Origin of the sequence: Pseudomonas sp. GM18 (genome assembly GCF_000282195.1) — a bacterium.
In the GTDB taxonomy this organism is placed as follows: domain Bacteria; phylum Pseudomonadota; class Gammaproteobacteria; order Pseudomonadales; family Pseudomonadaceae; genus Aquipseudomonas.
In genome coordinates this window covers 78,117-93,776 of sequence record NZ_AKJT01000032.1, presented here as the reverse complement: position 1 = coordinate 93,776, position 15,660 = coordinate 78,117, and the positions used below count along the sequence as shown (strand labels likewise).

The window sequence follows — 15,660 nt, the reverse complement described above, 5'->3', positions numbered from 1 at the left end:
CTGGGAGGTGTTCGAAAGTCGGTAACGAGGTTCAGGCAGCATCCAGAAGCGCTTGGGGGAGCGTGAACATCCCTCGGCACAGTCGATGCTGCATAACCGCTCGCCCCTTTCAGGACAGCTTCTAAGGAGCAGTCATGAGCTATGTGATCGACCGACGTCTCAATGGCAAGAACAAGAGCACGGTAAACCGTCAGCGGTTTCTGCGGCGCTACCGTGATCACATCAAAAAGGCCGTCGAAGAGGCGGTCGGCCGGCGTTCCATTACCGATATGGAACACGGCGAGCAAATCAGCATTCCCGGACGCGACATTGACGAGCCGGTGCTTCACCATGGCCGGGGCGGCAAACAGACCATCGTGCACCCGGGCAACAAGGAGTTCACCAGCGGCGAGCACATTGCCCGTCCGCCCGGAGGTGGCGGCGGCAGAGGCCCCGGCAAGGCCGGTAACTCGGGTGAAGGGATGGACGAATTCGTCTTCCAGATCACCCAGGAAGAATTCCTCGAATTCATGTTCGAGGACCTTGAACTGCCTAACCTGGTCAAACGTCACCTGACCGGCACCGACACCTTCAAGACCGTACGCGCGGGCATCAGCAATGAGGGCAACCCGTCACGGATCAACATTATCCGCACACTACGTTCGGCTCATGCCCGGCGCATCGCCCTGTCCGGCAGCAGCCGGGCAAAACTGCGCGAAGTCAAAGAGGAACTGGCGCGGCTTAAACGGGAGGAACCGGACAACTTTGGCGACATCCAGGAACTCGAAGCGGAAATCGAGAAACTCAGCGCGCGCATTCATCGAGTGCCGTTTCTCGACACCTTCGACCTCAAGTACAACCTGCTGATCAAACAGCCGAACCCCAGCTCCAAAGCAGTGATGTTCTGCCTGATGGACGTGTCCGGCTCCATGACCCAGGCAACCAAGGACATCGCCAAACGCTTCTTCATCCTGCTGTACCTGTTCCTCAAGCGGAACTACGACAAAATCGACGTCGTGTTCATCCGCCACCACACCAGTGCCCGCGAAGTGGATGAGGAGGAGTTTTTCTACTCCCGGGAAACCGGCGGCACCATCGTCTCCAGCGCCCTGAAACTGATGCAGGAGATCATGGCCGAGCGTTATCCGAGCAATGAGTGGAATATCTATGCCGCCCAGGCGTCCGACGGTGACAACTGGAACGACGACTCGCCGATCTGCCGCGACATTCTGATCAACCAGATCATGCCGTTCGTGCAGTACTACACTTATGTAGAGATTACCCCGCGCGAACACCAGGCCCTGTGGTTCGAGTACGAACGCATCGCCGAAGCCTTCTCTGACACTTTTGCCCAGCAGCAACTGGTCTCGGCCGGGGATATCTATCCGGTCTTCCGTGAACTCTTCCAGCGCAGGTTAGTGACATGACCGCCAAAGAGCAGAAGCGCCAACCCATTTCCACCGGCTCTGAATGGACGTTCGAGCTGATCCAGGCCTACGACCGCGAAATCAGTCGTCTCGCGGCCCGCTACGCGCTCGATACCTACCCTAACCAGATCGAAGTGATCACCGCCGAACAGATGATGGACGCCTACGCCTCTGTGGGCATGCCCTTGGGTTATCACCATTGGTCCTATGGCAAACACTTCCTCAGCACCGAAAAGTCCTACAGCCGCGGCCAGATGGGGCTGGCCTACGAGATTGTGATCAACTCGGACCCTTGCATCGCCTATCTGATGGAAGAAAACACCATCTGCATGCAGGCCCTGGTGGTGGCTCACGCCTGCTATGGCCATAACAGCTTCTTCAAGGGTAATTACCTGTTCCGCACCTGGACCGACGCCAGCTCGATCATCGATTACCTGGTGTTCGCCAAGCAGTACATCATGCAGTGTGAAGAACGCCACGGCATCGACGCGGTAGAGGACTTGCTCGATTCCTGCCACGCACTGATGAATTACGGGGTCGACCGCTACAAACGCCCTTATCCGATTTCCGCCGAAGAAGAACGCCGTCGGCAGAAGGATCGGGAAGAACATCTGCAAAAGCAGATCAACGATTTGTGGCGGACCATTCCAAAAGGCGCGGACAAATTCAGCGACAAGGACAACGCACGCTTCCCCGCCGAGCCTCAGGAAAACATCCTGTATTTCATCGAAAAACACGCCCCGCTGCTGGAGCCATGGCAACGTGAAATCGTGCGGATCGTGCGCAAGATCGCCCAGTATTTTTATCCACAGCGCCAGACACAGGTGATGAACGAAGGCTGGGCCACCTTCTGGCACTACACCTTGATGAACGACTTGTATGACGAAGGCCTGGTCACCGATGGCTTCATGATGGAGTTCCTGACGTCCCACACCAGCGTGGTCTTCCAGCCGGGCTTCGACAGCCCCTACTACAGCGGAATCAACCCCTACACCCTCGGTTTCGCCATGTATCGCGATATCCGGCGGATATGCGAACAGCCTACCGAAGAAGACTACCGCTGGTTCCCGGAAATAGCCGGCTCCGACTGGCTGTCCAGCATCAAATTCGCCATGAGCAGCTTCAAGGACGAAAGCTTCATCCTGCAGTACCTGTCACCCAAGGTGATCCGCGACCTGAAGCTGTTCAGCATCCTCGATGACGATCAGAAGGACGATCTGCTAGTTCCGGCGATCCACGACGAAGAGGGCTATCGAACCATTCGTGAAACCCTGGCGGCGCAATACAACCTGGGCAATCGTGAACCCAACATCCAGATCTACAGCATCGACCGGCGCGGCGACCGCTCGCTGACCTTGCGTCATCAGCAGCACGACCGCAAGCCTCTCGGCGATTCCACCGAGGAAGTGCTCAAGCACCTGCACCGGCTCTGGGGGTTCGACATTCACCTGGAAACCCTGCAAGGGGATCAGGTGGTGAAAACCCACCATGTTCCACCCAGAAGCGAACACGGCGAGGGGGACTACGGCCGGCTAGACCTGGCTGTCATTCATCTTTGATCCTGTTTCGGCCTCCGCAAGTTCGACGCAAAGGTTATTCTGTCGGGCTAACGGAGGTTTTTTATGCAGATTTATAAAGTCGGTGGTGCGGTACGCGATCGCCTGCTGGGCAAGCCTGTCACCGATATCGACTGGGTCGTGGTAGGCGCCACCACCGAAGAAATGCTCGCCAAGGGCTTTCGCCCGGTGGGTGCGGATTTTCCGGTGTTTCTTCACCCCAAAAGCGGTGAGGAATACGCCCTCGCCCGCACTGAGCGCAAAAGCGGGCGCGGTTACGGCGGCTTCACCTTTCACGCCAGCCCCGAAGTCACGCTCGAAGAAGACCTGATTCGTCGTGACCTGACGATCAACGCCATGGCCGAAGACGATCAGCAGAACCTGACCGACCCCTACCATGGCCAGCGGGATCTCGAGGCTCGCCTGCTTCGTCACGTTTCCCCCGCGTTCGCCGAAGATCCACTCCGCGTTCTACGCGTTGCCCGCTTCGCCGCGCGTTATGCGGGATTGGGTTTCACCGTCGCCCCCGAGACACTGGCGCTGATGCGGCAACTCAGCGAATCGGGTGAACTGGAGGCTCTGACCGCGGAACGCAGCTGGAAAGAAATCGCCCGCGCGCTAATGGAAGACCAACCCCAGGTGTTCATCCAGGTGCTGCGCGAGTGCGGTGCGCTCAAAGTGCTGATGCCGGAAGTCGATGCGCTGTTCGGTGTTCCGCAACCCGAGGCCCATCACCCGGAAATCGACACAGGCGTGCATACCCTCAGCGTGCTGGAGCAAGCGGCACAGCACAAACAACCGCTGACCGTGCGCTGGGCCTGCCTGCTGCATGACTTGGGCAAAGGACTGACGCCCGAGGAGGAATGGCCCCGCCACATCGCCCACGAGCACAAAGGCCTGAAGCTGATCAAAGCGGTCAACGAGCGCTTCAAGGCACCGAAGGATTGTCAGGAATTGGCACTGCTGGTGGGCGAGTATCACACCCATGGCCACCGGGCTCTGGAGCTGAAACCGTCGACCTTGCTGGAGCTGCTGCAGAGTTTCGACGTCTACCGTCGACCTCAGCGCTTTGAGGAGTTTATCGCGGCGTGCGAGATGGACGCTCGAGGGCGCAAAGGCCTGGAGCAGCGAAGTTATCCACAGGCGGATTATTTGCGTGGCGCGGCGACTGCGGCGCGCAGCGTGGCGGTTCAGCCGTTGCTGGAGAAGGGGTTCAAGGGGCCGGAATTGGGCGAGGCGATCAAGCGCGAGCGGCTCAAGGCGTTGAAGGCTTACAAAGAACAAGCGTAGGCAAGGGCAAAAGATCGCAGCCTGCGGCAACTCCTACAGAGATCGGCGTAGGAGCTGCCGCAGGCTGCGATCTTTTGCTTTACAGCATATCGGAGGGGGTCAACTGCTCACCGCGCCACTCAAAAGCCACCGGCGCCAACACCTGATCGATCCGCGCCTCGCTCCACAAGGTCGCAAAGCTTTTGCCTACGCCCGGATGCACTCTGTCCGGCGCAATCAGCGACAACGGCCACAGCACGAAGGCGTTTTTCAGAATCTCTGCCCTGGGCAAAATCAAGCCATCGAAGTTACCCACCAGGTCGCCGAACAACAGCACGTCGATATCCAGCGGCAAGCCCTTGCGGTCCGGCGCGTAACGGCCGTTATCCGCTTCGATGAATTTCAGCCGTCGATCCAGCTCCATCAACGGTAGATCGGTATAGGCCGAGACCACAAAGTTGAAAAACGGCCCGCTCTTGATCCCCACCGGCTGGCTTTCGAACACCGCCGAGCAGCGCATATCCACCAGGAAACCCGCCAGGGCGTCCAGGCCAGACTGCAAATGGGATTCGCGCTCGATGTTGCTACCGAGCCCGAGATACACCTGAGTCAGCGACATCCGCGCTCGATCTCCACACCCACGCCCTTGGCCGCCGGAACGGCACCTGGCTTGGTCAGCTTGAGGTGCATCCAGGTGATATTGAATTCACTCATCAGCACTTCAGCCAAACGTTCGGCAAAGGTCTCGACCAGCTGGAACTGTGCCTGCTCGGCAAAAGCCTGAATGCGTGACGAAACGCTCGCGTAGTCGAGCGCCAGGGTCAGGTCATCACCCGCAGCGGCCGGACGATTGTCCCAGGCGAAGCTCAGATCAAGTCGCAGACACTGTCGGATGCCTCGTTCCCAGTCGTAGGCACCAATTACGGTGTCGACTTCCAGGCCCTCGATAAACACTCTGTCCAAGCACTTCTCTCCGCTGCACGACAAGGGCGCAATGCGCCGTTAGAATCAGGGCGTCCTCGCCCGGAATAGTTAGCATGTTTTGGTCACTGGCGATTTTCGCCTACCTGCTCGGCTCTCTGTCCTTCGCCATTTTGCTCAGCCGCCTGACCGGTAACCCCGATCCGCGAATGAGTGGCTCGGGCAATGCCGGTGCCACCAACATGTTGCGTCTGGCCGGCAAGAAACTCGCCGTCCTGACCTTGCTCGGCGACCTCTGCAAAGGCCTGCTGCCAGTGCTGGTCGCAGGTGCAATGGGCCTTTCACTACAGGAACAAGCCTGGATCGGCGTCTGGGCTGTCATCGGTCACCTGTTCCCACTGTACTTCCGCTTTCGCGGCGGCAAGGGTGTCGCCACCGCGGCCGGCATGCTGCTGGGGCTCTATCCACCCGCTGCGCTGCTGGCGGTTTGTGCCTGGCTTCTGACGTTCTACCTGACCCGCACCAGCTCACTCGCCGCCCTGATTGCCACACCCCTGACCCTGCCGCTGCTCGCCTGGCAAGAGCCGGCGGCACTGCTGCCCATGAGCGCGCTCACGGGGCTGATCGTCTGGCGTCATCGCGGCAATCTACGCGACCTGTTTGCCGGGCGCGAACGGCATTTTTAAATACCGCACGTGAGCGCCACTCATCACAGCGCCGACAACTGCTCCATCGGCCAACGCGCCTGCACGCTGATTGCCAGGCTTTCGTGCTGACCAGCCTGCAAGCGCTGGCAGCCGGCAAACGCAATCATCGCACCGTTGTCGGTGCAGAACTCTGGACGGGCATAAAACACATCGCCCCTCATGTCGCCGAGCATTTTTTCCAGTGACGTACGCAACGCCTTGTTGGCGCTCACGCCACCAGCGATCACCAGACGCTTCATGCCAGCCTGTTTCAGGGCTCGCTTGCACTTGATGGTCAAAGTCTCCACCACGGCCTGCTGGAACGCCAGCGAGATGTCGCAACGGGCTTGCTCGCCGTCGTCCCCGGCGCTGACGCATTGCTGCCAGGTGTTCAAGGCGAAGGTTTTCAAACCGCTGAAGCTAAACGCCAGGCCCGGACGATCACACATCGGACGCGGGAAGACGAAACGTCCGTCAACGCCTTGCGCCGCCAGACGAGCAATCTCCGGACCGCCCGGATAATTGAGGCCCATCATTTTTGCAGTTTTGTCGAACGCTTCGCCGGCGGCATCGTCGAGGGTCTCGCCCAAGAGCGTGTACTGACCGATCCCGTCGACCTGAACCAGCTGCGTATGACCACCCGAGACCAACAAAGCGACGAACGGGAACTCCGGTGGTTGCGGCTCCAGCATCGGCGCCAGCAAGTGACCTTCCATGTGGTGCACGCCCAGCGCCGGGATACCCCAGGCAAAAGCCAGCGCCTGAGCGCAGGAAGCCCCTACCAGCAGGGCTCCGACCAGGCCGGGGCCGGCGGTATAAGCGATGGCGTCGATCTCGGTCGGCACGCAGTCGGCCTCCGCCAGCACCTGACGGATCAAGGGCAGCATGCGTTTGACGTGATCGCGCGAAGCCAGCTCCGGCACAACGCCGCCATAGGCGCGATGCAGGTCGATCTGACTGAACAGCGCATCGGCCAACAACCCGCGTTCACTGTCGTAAAGTGCGACACCGGTTTCGTCGCAAGAGGTTTCTAATCCCAGTACTAGCATGGGTTTGCGCCTTGTAGAGGCTGAATTCGAAGGCGCGCATAATAGTCGTCGCGTGATGCCCCGACCAGCGGTTTTCGATCAGAGGCTTTGCATTCCGAGCGATGAGGGGTTAACATCCGCAACCCTTAAAAACCGACGTCTTCAAGTGCTCTTTTGCCGCGAGGATGTTGACCCCGGTAATGAATGAAGGTAGCTCTGGATGCCAGCCGTCAAAGTTAAAGAGAACGAACCCTTCGACGTAGCTCTGCGTCGTTTCAAGCGCTCCTGCGAAAAAGCCGGTGTACTGGCTGAAGTTCGTAGCCGCGAATTTTACGAGAAGCCTACTTCTGAGCGTAAGCGTAAAGCAGCAGCCGCTGTTAAGCGTCACGCCAAGAAAGTACAGCGCGAACAGCGCCGCGCCGTTCGTCTGTACTAATACGCAGACGATCGTAGCAAGCTTCTGCCAAGCCCGGCCCTCAGCCGGGCTAATGGCATTTGCGGACAACGCTTGATGCTTCACCGTCAAAGCCGCAGACGCGACCGAGACAAACCTGCTTCACAGCGTCAGACCTGGCTCTTTTGCCAGCGGTGCACGTCTTTTCTGACGAGCCTTTCAAGGCTACTGACGAGCACACCCACTGATTCCTCTCACGACGATCAGCCCAAGGCACCTTCTTGCGTGCCCGCTTATGAGCTATCCGAGGCCATTGACTGGCCGTCGCCGGACTCAGCGAAACACTTTCATATAGTCGAATGCTGATCGGTACTAACGTCAGTGGATTTTCGGCAGATACACTTCCTGACAGCGATTACGCAGACGACACCGGTCGAGCCGCACACCCTGCGCGCCTCAAATAATGACCTGCGTTCGGCCGCACTTCGTTTCGGGTCCATTTCAGCGCAGATGACGAGAACGCCATGGCCGGGCTAATTCCCCAGAGCTTCATTGACGACCTTCTGAACCGCACCGACATCGTCGATGTGGTCAGCTCGCGCCTGCAAATGAAAAAGGCCGGCAAGAACTACACCGCCTGCTGCCCGTTTCACAAAGAAAAAACCCCCTCCTTCAGCGTCAGCCCCGACAAACAGTTCTATTACTGCTTCGGCTGCGGCGCTGGCGGTAACGCCCTCGGCTTCATCATGGACCACGACAACCTGGACTTCCCCCAGGCTGTCGAAGAACTGGCCAAAGCCGCCGGCATGGAAATCCCCCGCGAAGAAAGCGGCCGACCGCACAAACCGCGGCAGCCCACCGATTCGCCGCTGTATCCGCTGCTCACCGCCGCTGCCGACTTTTACCGCCAGGCCCTGAAAAGCCATCCGGCGCGCAAAGCGGCTGTGGATTACTTGAAAGGTCGTGGATTGACCGGCGAGATCGCCCGGGACTTCGGCCTCGGCTTCGCCCCGCCCGGCTGGGACAATCTGTTCAAGCACCTGAGCAGCGACACCCTGCAGCAAAAGGCCATGATCGATGCCGGCCTGCTGGTGGAGAACGCTGAAACCGGCAAGCGCTATGACCGCTTCCGCGATCGCGTGATGTTCCCGATCCGCGACAGCCGCGGGCGCATCATCGCCTTCGGCGGCCGGGTGCTGGGCGACGACAAGCCGAAATACCTGAACTCACCGGAAACCCCGGTTTTTCATAAGGGCCAGGAACTCTACGGTCTTTACGAAGCACGCAAGAACAACCGCAACCTCGACGAAATCATCGTCGTCGAAGGCTACATGGACGTCATCGCCCTCGCCCAGCAAGGCCTGCGCAATGCTGTGGCGACCCTGGGCACCGCCACCAGCGAAGAGCACTTGAAGCGACTGTTTCGCGTCGTGCCCAACGTGCTGTTCTGCTTCGACGGCGACCAGGCCGGCCGCAACGCCGCTTGGCGCGCACTGGAGGCGACATTGCCGAGCTTGCAGGACGGACGGCGTGCACGCTTTCTATTCCTGCCCGAAGGCGAAGACCCGGACACGCTGGTCCGCTCCGAAGGCACTGACGCCTTCCGCGCGCGGATCAATCAGCATGCACAGCCATTGGCCGATTATTTTTTCCAACAGCTGACCGAGGAATCGGACCCGCGCTCGCTTGAAGGCAAGGCCCACATGGCCACCCTCGCCGCGCCACTGATCGACAAAGTCCCGGGCGCCAACCTGCGCATTCTGATGCGCCAGCGCCTGACCGAAATTACCGGGCTCAGCAGTGAAGCTGTAAGCCAACTGGTGCAAAGCGCACCTCAGGAAGCACCACCGGCGTACGACCCGGGCATTGATTACGACGCCATGCCGGATTACAGCGACTACCATCAGCCGCAGGCGCAAGAGATGTATGTGCCGCAGCAGGAGTGGACGCCGAAAAAACCTGGCGCCGGCGGCAAGAAATGGGACAAGAAGCCGTGGGACAAGAACGGCAAACGTGGCGGCGATCGAGATCAACCGCGCGCGCCACGGGTACCGGCCGCTGTAGAGCCGCCCACCCTGGCCGCCTTGCGCACGCTGTTGCATCACCCGCAACTGGCGGAAAAAGTCGAGGATGCCGGGCACTTTGCGGCCGAAGATCACACTAATACGCAACTGCTGGTCGCCCTGCTCGAAGCCGTACAGAAGAATCCCAAGCTAAACTCATTTCAACTGATTGCGCGTTGGCACGGCACTGAACAGGGCCGACTGCTGAAAGCGCTGGCAGAAAAGGAATGGCTGATTGATGGAGACAACCTTGAACAACAGTTTTTCGACACCATTACTAGCTTGTCAGCCCGCCAACGCGAGCGAAACCTGGAACAACTTCTTCGAAAAGCGCGTCAAAGTGAGTTGAGTGCCGAAGAGAAAAATCAACTGCGCGACCTTTTAAGCCGCAATGTTTGCGCATCAAACCCGACCTCAACTGGCGCGTGAGGTCATAGCTCAGGTATAATCCTCGGCTTGTTTTTTGCCCGCCAAGACCTTCAGTGGATAGGGTGTTATGTCCGGAAAAGCGCAACAGCAGTCTCGTATCAAAGAGTTGATCACACTTGGTCGTGAGCAGGGCTACCTGACTTACGCGGAGGTCAACGACCACCTGCCGGAGGATATTTCAGATCCGGAACAGGTGGAAGACATCATCCGCATGATCAATGACATGGGGATCAACGTATTCGAGGTTGCGCCAGATAAGGATTCCCTTATGCTGGCCGACGCCGATACCGACGAAGCCGCGGCCGAAGAGGCAGCAGCAGCGTTGGCAGCGGTCGAGACCGACATTGGTCGCACCACCGACCCTGTGCGCATGTACATGCGTGAAATGGGTACGGTAGAGCTCCTCACACGTGAAGGCGAAATCGAAATCGCCAAGCGTATTGAAGAGGGCATCCGCGAAGTGATGGGCGCAATCGCGCACTTCCCTGGCACGGTTGACCATATTCTCTCCGAGTACACTCGCGTCACCACCGAAGGTGGCCGCCTGTCCGACGTCCTGAGCGGTTATATCGACCCGGACGACGGCATTGCGCCGCCTGCAGCCGAAGTGCCACCGCCTGTCGACCCGAAAGCCGTGAAAGCGGACGACGACACCGACGACGATGACGCCGAAGCAAGCGATGACGAAGAAGAAGCCGAAAGCGGTCCGGATCCGGTCATCGCCGCACAGCGTTTTGGCGCTGTCGCCGATCAGATGGAAATCACCCGCAAGGCGCTGAAAAAGCACGGTCGCTACAACAAGGCTGCGATTGCCGAGCTGTTGGCCCTGGCTGAGCTGTTCATGCCGATCAAACTGGTGCCGAAGCAATTCGAAGGCCTGGTCGAGCGTGTTCGCAGTGCCCTGGATCGTCTGCGTCAGCAAGAGCGCGCGATCATGCAGCTGTGCGTTCGTGATGCCCGCATGCCGCGTGCCGACTTCCTGCGCCAGTTCCCGGGCAATGAAGTCGACGAAAGCTGGAGCGATGCACTGGCCAAAGGCAAAAGCAAATACGCTGAAGCCATTGGTCGCCTGCAACCGGACATCATTCGTTGCCAGCAGAAGCTGACCGCGCTGGAAACCGAAACCGGTTTGACGATCGCCGAGATCAAGGACATCAACCGTCGCATGTCGATCGGTGAGGCCAAGGCCCGCCGCGCGAAGAAAGAGATGGTCGAAGCGAACTTGCGTCTGGTGATCTCCATCGCCAAGAAGTACACCAACCGTGGCCTGCAGTTCCTCGATCTGATCCAGGAAGGCAACATTGGCTTGATGAAAGCGGTAGACAAGTTCGAATACCGCCGTGGCTACAAATTCTCGACTTATGCCACCTGGTGGATCCGTCAGGCGATCACTCGCTCGATCGCCGACCAGGCCCGCACCATCCGTATTCCGGTGCACATGATCGAGACAATCAACAAGCTCAACCGTATTTCCCGGCAGATGTTGCAGGAAATGGGTCGCGAACCGACCCCGGAAGAGCTGGGCGAACGCATGGAGATGCCTGAGGACAAGATCCGCAAGGTATTGAAGATCGCTAAAGAGCCGATCTCCATGGAAACCCCGATCGGTGATGACGAAGACTCCCATCTGGGTGACTTCATCGAAGACTCGACCATGCAGTCGCCAATCGATGTTGCTACCGTTGAGAGCCTTAAAGAAGCGACTCGCGAAGTTCTGTCCGGCCTCACTGCCCGTGAAGCCAAGGTTCTGCGCATGCGCTTCGGTATCGACATGAATACCGACCACACCCTCGAGGAAGTTGGTAAGCAGTTCGACGTGACCCGTGAACGGATTCGTCAGATCGAAGCCAAGGCGCTGCGCAAGCTGCGCCACCCGACGAGAAGCGAGCATTTGCGCTCCTTCCTCGACGAGTGATCACAGAACCCCCGGCCCAGGCCGGGGGTTTTGCTTTATGCAGATTAAATGCCCCGCACGTCCCCCCCTCCGAATAGCCCGTCTACACTCGAAGCATTCCCCCAAGCCATAACGAGACCGTTATGCCCAGATGGTCGACCGTGCTTTTTTTGCTGTCGCTGATGACCTGGACCGCAACGGCTGGCGCGCTGACTCTGACCGACGAAGAACGTAGCTGGCTGGCGGCTCACCCGGAATTGCGCCTGGGCGTCGATGCGTCCTGGCCGCCGTTTGAATTTCGCGACGATCATGGGCGTTATCAGGGCCTGGCAGCAGACTATATCAACGTCATCCGGCAACGGCTGGCCATCAAACTCACGCCCATCGAACCGGTCAGCTGGACTGAAGTGCTGCAGCAGGCCAAACAAGGCAAGCTAGACATCTTGCCGGGCATTATGTCGACCCCGGAGCGTCAGACCTATCTGTCGTTCACCCGCCCCTATCTCGATTTTCCGATTGTCATTCTGGCCCACGTCGGTGGCCCCCAACCACGCAAACTCGAAGACCTGTATGGGCTGAAGATCGCCGTGGTGGAAAACTACGCCCCCCATGAACTGTTGCGCACCCAGCATCCCGACCTGAATCTGGTGGCGATGCCCAACGTCAGCTCGGCGTTGCAGGCGCTTGCCACCGACGCTGTGGACGCAGTCGTGGGCGATCTTGCCTCCAGCGTCTGGAGTCTGCGCCAGCTCAAGCTCGAAGGGCTCTACGTCAGCGGTGAGACGCCTTACCGCTACCAATTGGCGATGGCCGTCCCCCCGAACAACAAGCTGCTGGTCAGTATCCTGGACAAAGTCCTGGCAGACATGAGCCCGAGTGAAATCAGTGCCATCCAGGAACATTGGGTCGGTAACGTCCTGGACCATCGTACCTTCTGGTCCGACGTGCTGATTTACGGCCTGCCAGGATTATTGGCTCTGATGATCGTGCTGGCAGTGGTGATCCGCATCAATCGCCGACTGAGTTCGGAAATTGCCCGCAGGGTCGACCTGGAACAGGAGCTGCGCAGCAGCGAATACCATTACCGCGGGCTGGTGGAGAGTCTTTCAGCCATCGCCTGGGAAGCGCAGATCAGCGATTACACCTACAGTTACGTTTCGCCCCACGCCCAGGACCTCCTCGGCTATCCCCTGTCCCACTGGCTGATTCCAGGCTTCTGGCGCAACATCATCCACCCCGCGGACCTCACTCGGGCCCAGGCCTTCTGCGACCGTGAAGTGGCGGCCGGGCGCGATCACAGCGTCGATTACCGGGTCATCACCGCTGACGGCCGCTGCCTGTGGGTCCGCGACATCGTCAGCCTGATAGAACACGGCCATGAACCGGTCCTGCGCGGGCTGATGATCGACATCAGCGAAGCCAAACGCACCGAAGAGGCGCTGCGCCTGTCGGAACAGAAGTTCGCCTCGGTGTTCCAGCAATGCCCGGATATTCTGGTGATTGCGCGGCTTTACGATGGTTGCCTGCTGGAAGTCAACGAAGCGTTCGAAGAACAGATCGGCCTCAAAGCCGAAGACGTCATAGGCCAGACCGCTACTGACCTGAACATCTGGGGCGTACCCGGCGTGGGACCGGGTTTGCTGCAGCGGTTGCAGGCCGGCAGTATCCGCAACCTGGAGATGCCCTTTCGCCGTAGCAATGGCCAGGTGTTCACCGGCCTGATTTCCGCCGAGCCTTTTGACCTCGACACGACCCCGGCCCTGGTGGTGGTTGTGCGAGACATCAGTCAGCTCAAGGAAACCCAACAACAGCTGCAAACCTCCGAAGAGAAATTCGCCAAGGCCTTCCACGCCTCCCCCGACGGCTTGCTGCTGTCCCGGCAGAGCGACGGCTTGCTGCTTGAGGTCAATGAAGGTTTCAGCCGTATAACCGGGTTCAACAGCGCGATGTCTGTGGATCGGTCGGCGCTGGACCTGGGGATCTGGGTCAATCTCAACGAGCGCAAACAGATGCTCGAATTGCTGCACCGGGATGGTTTCGTCCGCGACTTCAGTTGCCACATCCGCCGCAAAGACGGGCAGATCCGGCTCTGCGAGGTTTCAAGCCGGCCGCTGCCCATCGGCGATGAGGACTGCATGCTGACCATCGCCCGGGACATTACCGAGCGGCACCTGATGCAGGAAAAACTGCAACAGGCTGCCACGGTATTCGAGAGCACCGCCGAGGGTGTATTGATCACCGACACCCAACAGCACATCAGCGCGGTCAATCGTGCCTTCACCGAAATCACCGGTTACAGCGAGACCGAAGCACTGGGCCACACCCCTCGCCTGCTCGCCTCGGGCCTGCACGACAGCGCCTTCTATGCGGCGATGTGGCATCAACTGACCGCCGAAGGTCATTGGCAAGGCGAGATTTCCAACCGGCGCAAGAACGGCGAGCTCTACCCGAGCTGGCTGACCATCAGCGCAGTGCGCAACCGGGACAAACTCATCACCCACTTTGTCGCGGTATTCGCAGACATTTCCAGCCTCAAGCATGCGCAGGCCAAACTCGACTACCAGGCGCACCACGATCCACTGACCGGCCTGCCAAACCGCACGCTGTTCGAAAGCCGCCTGCTGACCGCGCTGAACAACCAGCAGGAAAACGGTGGCCAGGGCGCCGTGCTGTTCCTGGACCTGGACCGTTTCAAACACATCAATGACAGCCTCGGTCACCCGGTCGGCGACCTGCTGCTCAAAGGCATCGCCGTGCGCCTCAAGGAGCAGCTGCGCGATATCGATACCGTGGCGCGGCTGGGTGGCGACGAATTCATCATCCTGCTCCCCGGCCTGCAACAGGCCAGCGATGCCGACAACATTGCCACCAAGCTGCTCAATTGCTTCAGCGCCCCTTTCCAGGCCGGCGAGCATGAGTTCTTCATCAGCGCCAGCATCGGCACCAGCCTGTATCCCAAGGACGGCTGCGACGTTGCCACGCTGGTCAAGAACGCCGATGCCGCGATGTATCGCTCCAAGGCCAAGGGCCGTAACCGGGTTGAAAGCTACACCCGCGACCTCACCGCCCAGGCCAGCGAACGCGTGGCACTGGAGCATGAACTGCGACGCGCCATCGAACGCAATGAACTGTTTTTGTACTACCAGCCGAAAATCAGCCTCAAGGATCATCGGCTGGTCGGTGCCGAAGCGCTGATTCGCTGGCATCACCCGACCTTCGGCGATGTGCCCCCCGAGCACTTCATTCCCCTGGCCGAAGAAAACGGCATGATCCTGCAAATCGGTGATTGGGTACTGGAGACCGCCTGCCAGCAGATGTATGAGTGGAATCAGGTCTATGAGTGTCTCGGCCCACTCTCGGTCAACCTGGCGGGCGCTCAATTACGCCAGCCGAACCTGCTCGGCCGAATCGAGCAATTGCTCAAGGACAACCACCTCAAACCCGATTTTCTGCAACTGGAGATTACCGAAAACTTCATCATGAGCCAGGCCGAAGAAGCGCTGGCGGTGCTGCATCAACTCAAACGCCTGGGCGTGCAACTGGCGATCGATGATTTCGGCACCGGTTATTCGTCCCTGAGCTACCTCAAGCGCCTGCCGCTGGACATCCTCAAGATCGACCAATCCTTCGTCCGCGGCCTGCCGGACGACCCGCACGACGCGGCGATTGTCCGCGCAATCATTGCCCTGGGTCGTAGCATGCAATTCACCGTCATCGCCGAAGGCGTCGAAACCCATGCCCAGCAACAATTCCTCACCGCCGAAGGCTGCGAACAGATCCAGGGCTACATCGTCAGCCTGCCACTTTCCCCCGACGAATTCGCCGCGACGTTTCTTCGTATAGCTGTTTCAGACTTTTCGGATAGCACAGCCGAGAAACCGTCGCTATAATCCGCGGCCTACTGAGGGCCTATAGCTCAGTTGGTTAGAGCAGAGGACTCATAATCCTTTGGTCCACGGTTCAAGTCCGTGTGGGCCCACCAAACAAGAAAGCCGCGCTGATGCGCGGCTTTTG

General features: G+C 59.2%; 11 protein-coding genes and 1 tRNA gene. 9 read left to right on the top strand and 3 right to left on the bottom strand.

What is annotated here, in order from left to right:
• Positions 1–134 precede the first annotated feature (134 nt).
• The 3 genes from PMI21_RS19010 to PMI21_RS19020 all read left to right on the top strand — a co-directional run bounded on the left by PMI21_RS19010 (position 135) and on the right by PMI21_RS19020 (position 4,252).
• The gene (locus PMI21_RS19010) at positions 135–1,406 is read left to right on the top strand and encodes a YeaH/YhbH family protein (RefSeq protein WP_007936560.1); all 1,272 of its coding nucleotides are present in this window, start codon (positions 135–137) and stop codon (positions 1,404–1,406) included.
• Entirely contained in the window at positions 1,403–2,965 is a 1,563-nt protein-coding gene (locus PMI21_RS19015) for a SpoVR family protein (protein ID WP_007936558.1), read from the top strand. The genes PMI21_RS19010 and PMI21_RS19015 overlap by 4 nt, the downstream gene beginning before the upstream one ends.
• 63 nt (positions 2,966–3,028) lie before the next feature.
• The gene (locus tag PMI21_RS19020) at positions 3,029–4,252 is read left to right on the top strand and encodes a multifunctional CCA addition/repair protein (protein WP_007936556.1); all 1,224 of its coding nucleotides are present in this window, start codon (positions 3,029–3,031) and stop codon (positions 4,250–4,252) included.
• Between the two features lie 79 nt (positions 4,253–4,331).
• Here the strand turns inward: PMI21_RS19020 and folK are convergent, their stop codons facing one another.
• Both folK and folB read right to left on the bottom strand, forming a co-directional pair.
• Complete coding sequence (gene folK / locus PMI21_RS19025; RefSeq protein ID WP_007936554.1) at positions 4,332–4,850, bottom strand: 2-amino-4-hydroxy-6-hydroxymethyldihydropteridine diphosphokinase; 519 nt, start codon at positions 4,848–4,850, stop codon at positions 4,332–4,334.
• Positions 4,841–5,194 carry a dihydroneopterin aldolase gene (folB, locus tag PMI21_RS19030; protein WP_007936551.1) on the bottom strand — a complete coding sequence of 118 codons (354 nt, stop codon included), beginning with the start codon at positions 5,192–5,194 and terminating at the stop codon, positions 4,841–4,843. The genes folK and folB overlap by 10 nt, the downstream gene beginning before the upstream one ends.
• A gap of 74 nt (positions 5,195–5,268) precedes the next feature.
• Between folB and plsY the strand changes: the two genes are divergently transcribed.
• Positions 5,269–5,838, top strand: coding sequence for a glycerol-3-phosphate 1-O-acyltransferase PlsY (gene plsY / locus PMI21_RS19035; protein ID WP_007936548.1), 570 nt, complete (start codon positions 5,269–5,271; stop codon positions 5,836–5,838).
• A 23-nt stretch (positions 5,839–5,861) separates the two neighbouring features.
• On the opposite strand, the gene tsaD is transcribed toward plsY, so the two are convergent.
• Positions 5,862–6,887: a tRNA (adenosine(37)-N6)-threonylcarbamoyltransferase complex transferase subunit TsaD gene (tsaD, locus tag PMI21_RS19040; RefSeq protein WP_007936546.1), complete on the bottom strand. Its 1,026-nt coding sequence runs from the start codon at positions 6,885–6,887 to the stop codon at positions 5,862–5,864.
• A gap of 199 nt (positions 6,888–7,086) precedes the next feature.
• Here tsaD and rpsU point away from each other — a divergent pair, with 199 nt between their 5' ends.
• The 5 genes from rpsU (at position 7,087) to PMI21_RS19060 (ending at position 15,628) form a co-directional block, all read left to right on the top strand.
• Entirely contained in the window at positions 7,087–7,302 is a 216-nt protein-coding gene (gene rpsU / locus PMI21_RS28760; RefSeq protein WP_002551877.1) for a 30S ribosomal protein S21, read from the top strand.
• Positions 7,303–7,784: 482 nt separating this feature from the next.
• Positions 7,785–9,752 carry a DNA primase gene (gene dnaG, locus PMI21_RS19045; RefSeq protein ID WP_007936544.1) on the top strand — a complete coding sequence of 656 codons (1,968 nt, stop codon included), beginning with the start codon at positions 7,785–7,787 and terminating at the stop codon, positions 9,750–9,752.
• 67 nt (positions 9,753–9,819) lie between these two features.
• Entirely contained in the window at positions 9,820–11,667 is a 1,848-nt protein-coding gene (rpoD, locus tag PMI21_RS19050) for an RNA polymerase sigma factor RpoD (RefSeq protein ID WP_007936542.1), read from the top strand.
• 122 nt (positions 11,668–11,789) lie between these two features.
• Complete coding sequence (locus PMI21_RS19055; protein WP_007936540.1) at positions 11,790–15,536, top strand: bifunctional diguanylate cyclase/phosphodiesterase; 3,747 nt, start codon at positions 11,790–11,792, stop codon at positions 15,534–15,536.
• Positions 15,537–15,551: 15 nt separating this feature from the next.
• A tRNA-Ile gene (locus tag PMI21_RS19060) sits at positions 15,552–15,628 on the top strand.
• Positions 15,629–15,660 lie beyond the last annotated feature (32 nt).

Excerpts from the sequence above, each read along its gene's own strand:
- PMI21_RS19010 (WP_007936560.1), top strand. The coding sequence starts at position 135 with ATGAGCTATGTGATCGACCGACGTCTCAATGGCAAGAACAAGAGCACG.
- PMI21_RS19015 (WP_007936558.1), top strand. The coding sequence starts at position 1,403 with ATGACCGCCAAAGAGCAGAAGCGCCAACCCATTTCCACCGGCTCTGAA.
- PMI21_RS19020 (WP_007936556.1), top strand. The coding sequence starts at position 3,029 with ATGCAGATTTATAAAGTCGGTGGTGCGGTACGCGATCGCCTGCTGGGC.
- folK (WP_007936554.1), bottom strand. The coding sequence starts at position 4,850 with ATGTCGCTGACTCAGGTGTATCTCGGGCTCGGTAGCAACATCGAGCGC.
- plsY (WP_007936548.1), top strand. The coding sequence starts at position 5,269 with ATGTTTTGGTCACTGGCGATTTTCGCCTACCTGCTCGGCTCTCTGTCC.
- tsaD (WP_007936546.1), bottom strand. The coding sequence starts at position 6,887 with ATGCTAGTACTGGGATTAGAAACCTCTTGCGACGAAACCGGTGTCGCA.
- rpsU (WP_002551877.1), top strand. The coding sequence starts at position 7,087 with ATGCCAGCCGTCAAAGTTAAAGAGAACGAACCCTTCGACGTAGCTCTG.
- dnaG (WP_007936544.1), top strand. The coding sequence starts at position 7,785 with ATGGCCGGGCTAATTCCCCAGAGCTTCATTGACGACCTTCTGAACCGC.
- rpoD (WP_007936542.1), top strand. The coding sequence starts at position 9,820 with ATGTCCGGAAAAGCGCAACAGCAGTCTCGTATCAAAGAGTTGATCACA.
- PMI21_RS19055 (WP_007936540.1), top strand. The coding sequence starts at position 11,790 with ATGCCCAGATGGTCGACCGTGCTTTTTTTGCTGTCGCTGATGACCTGG.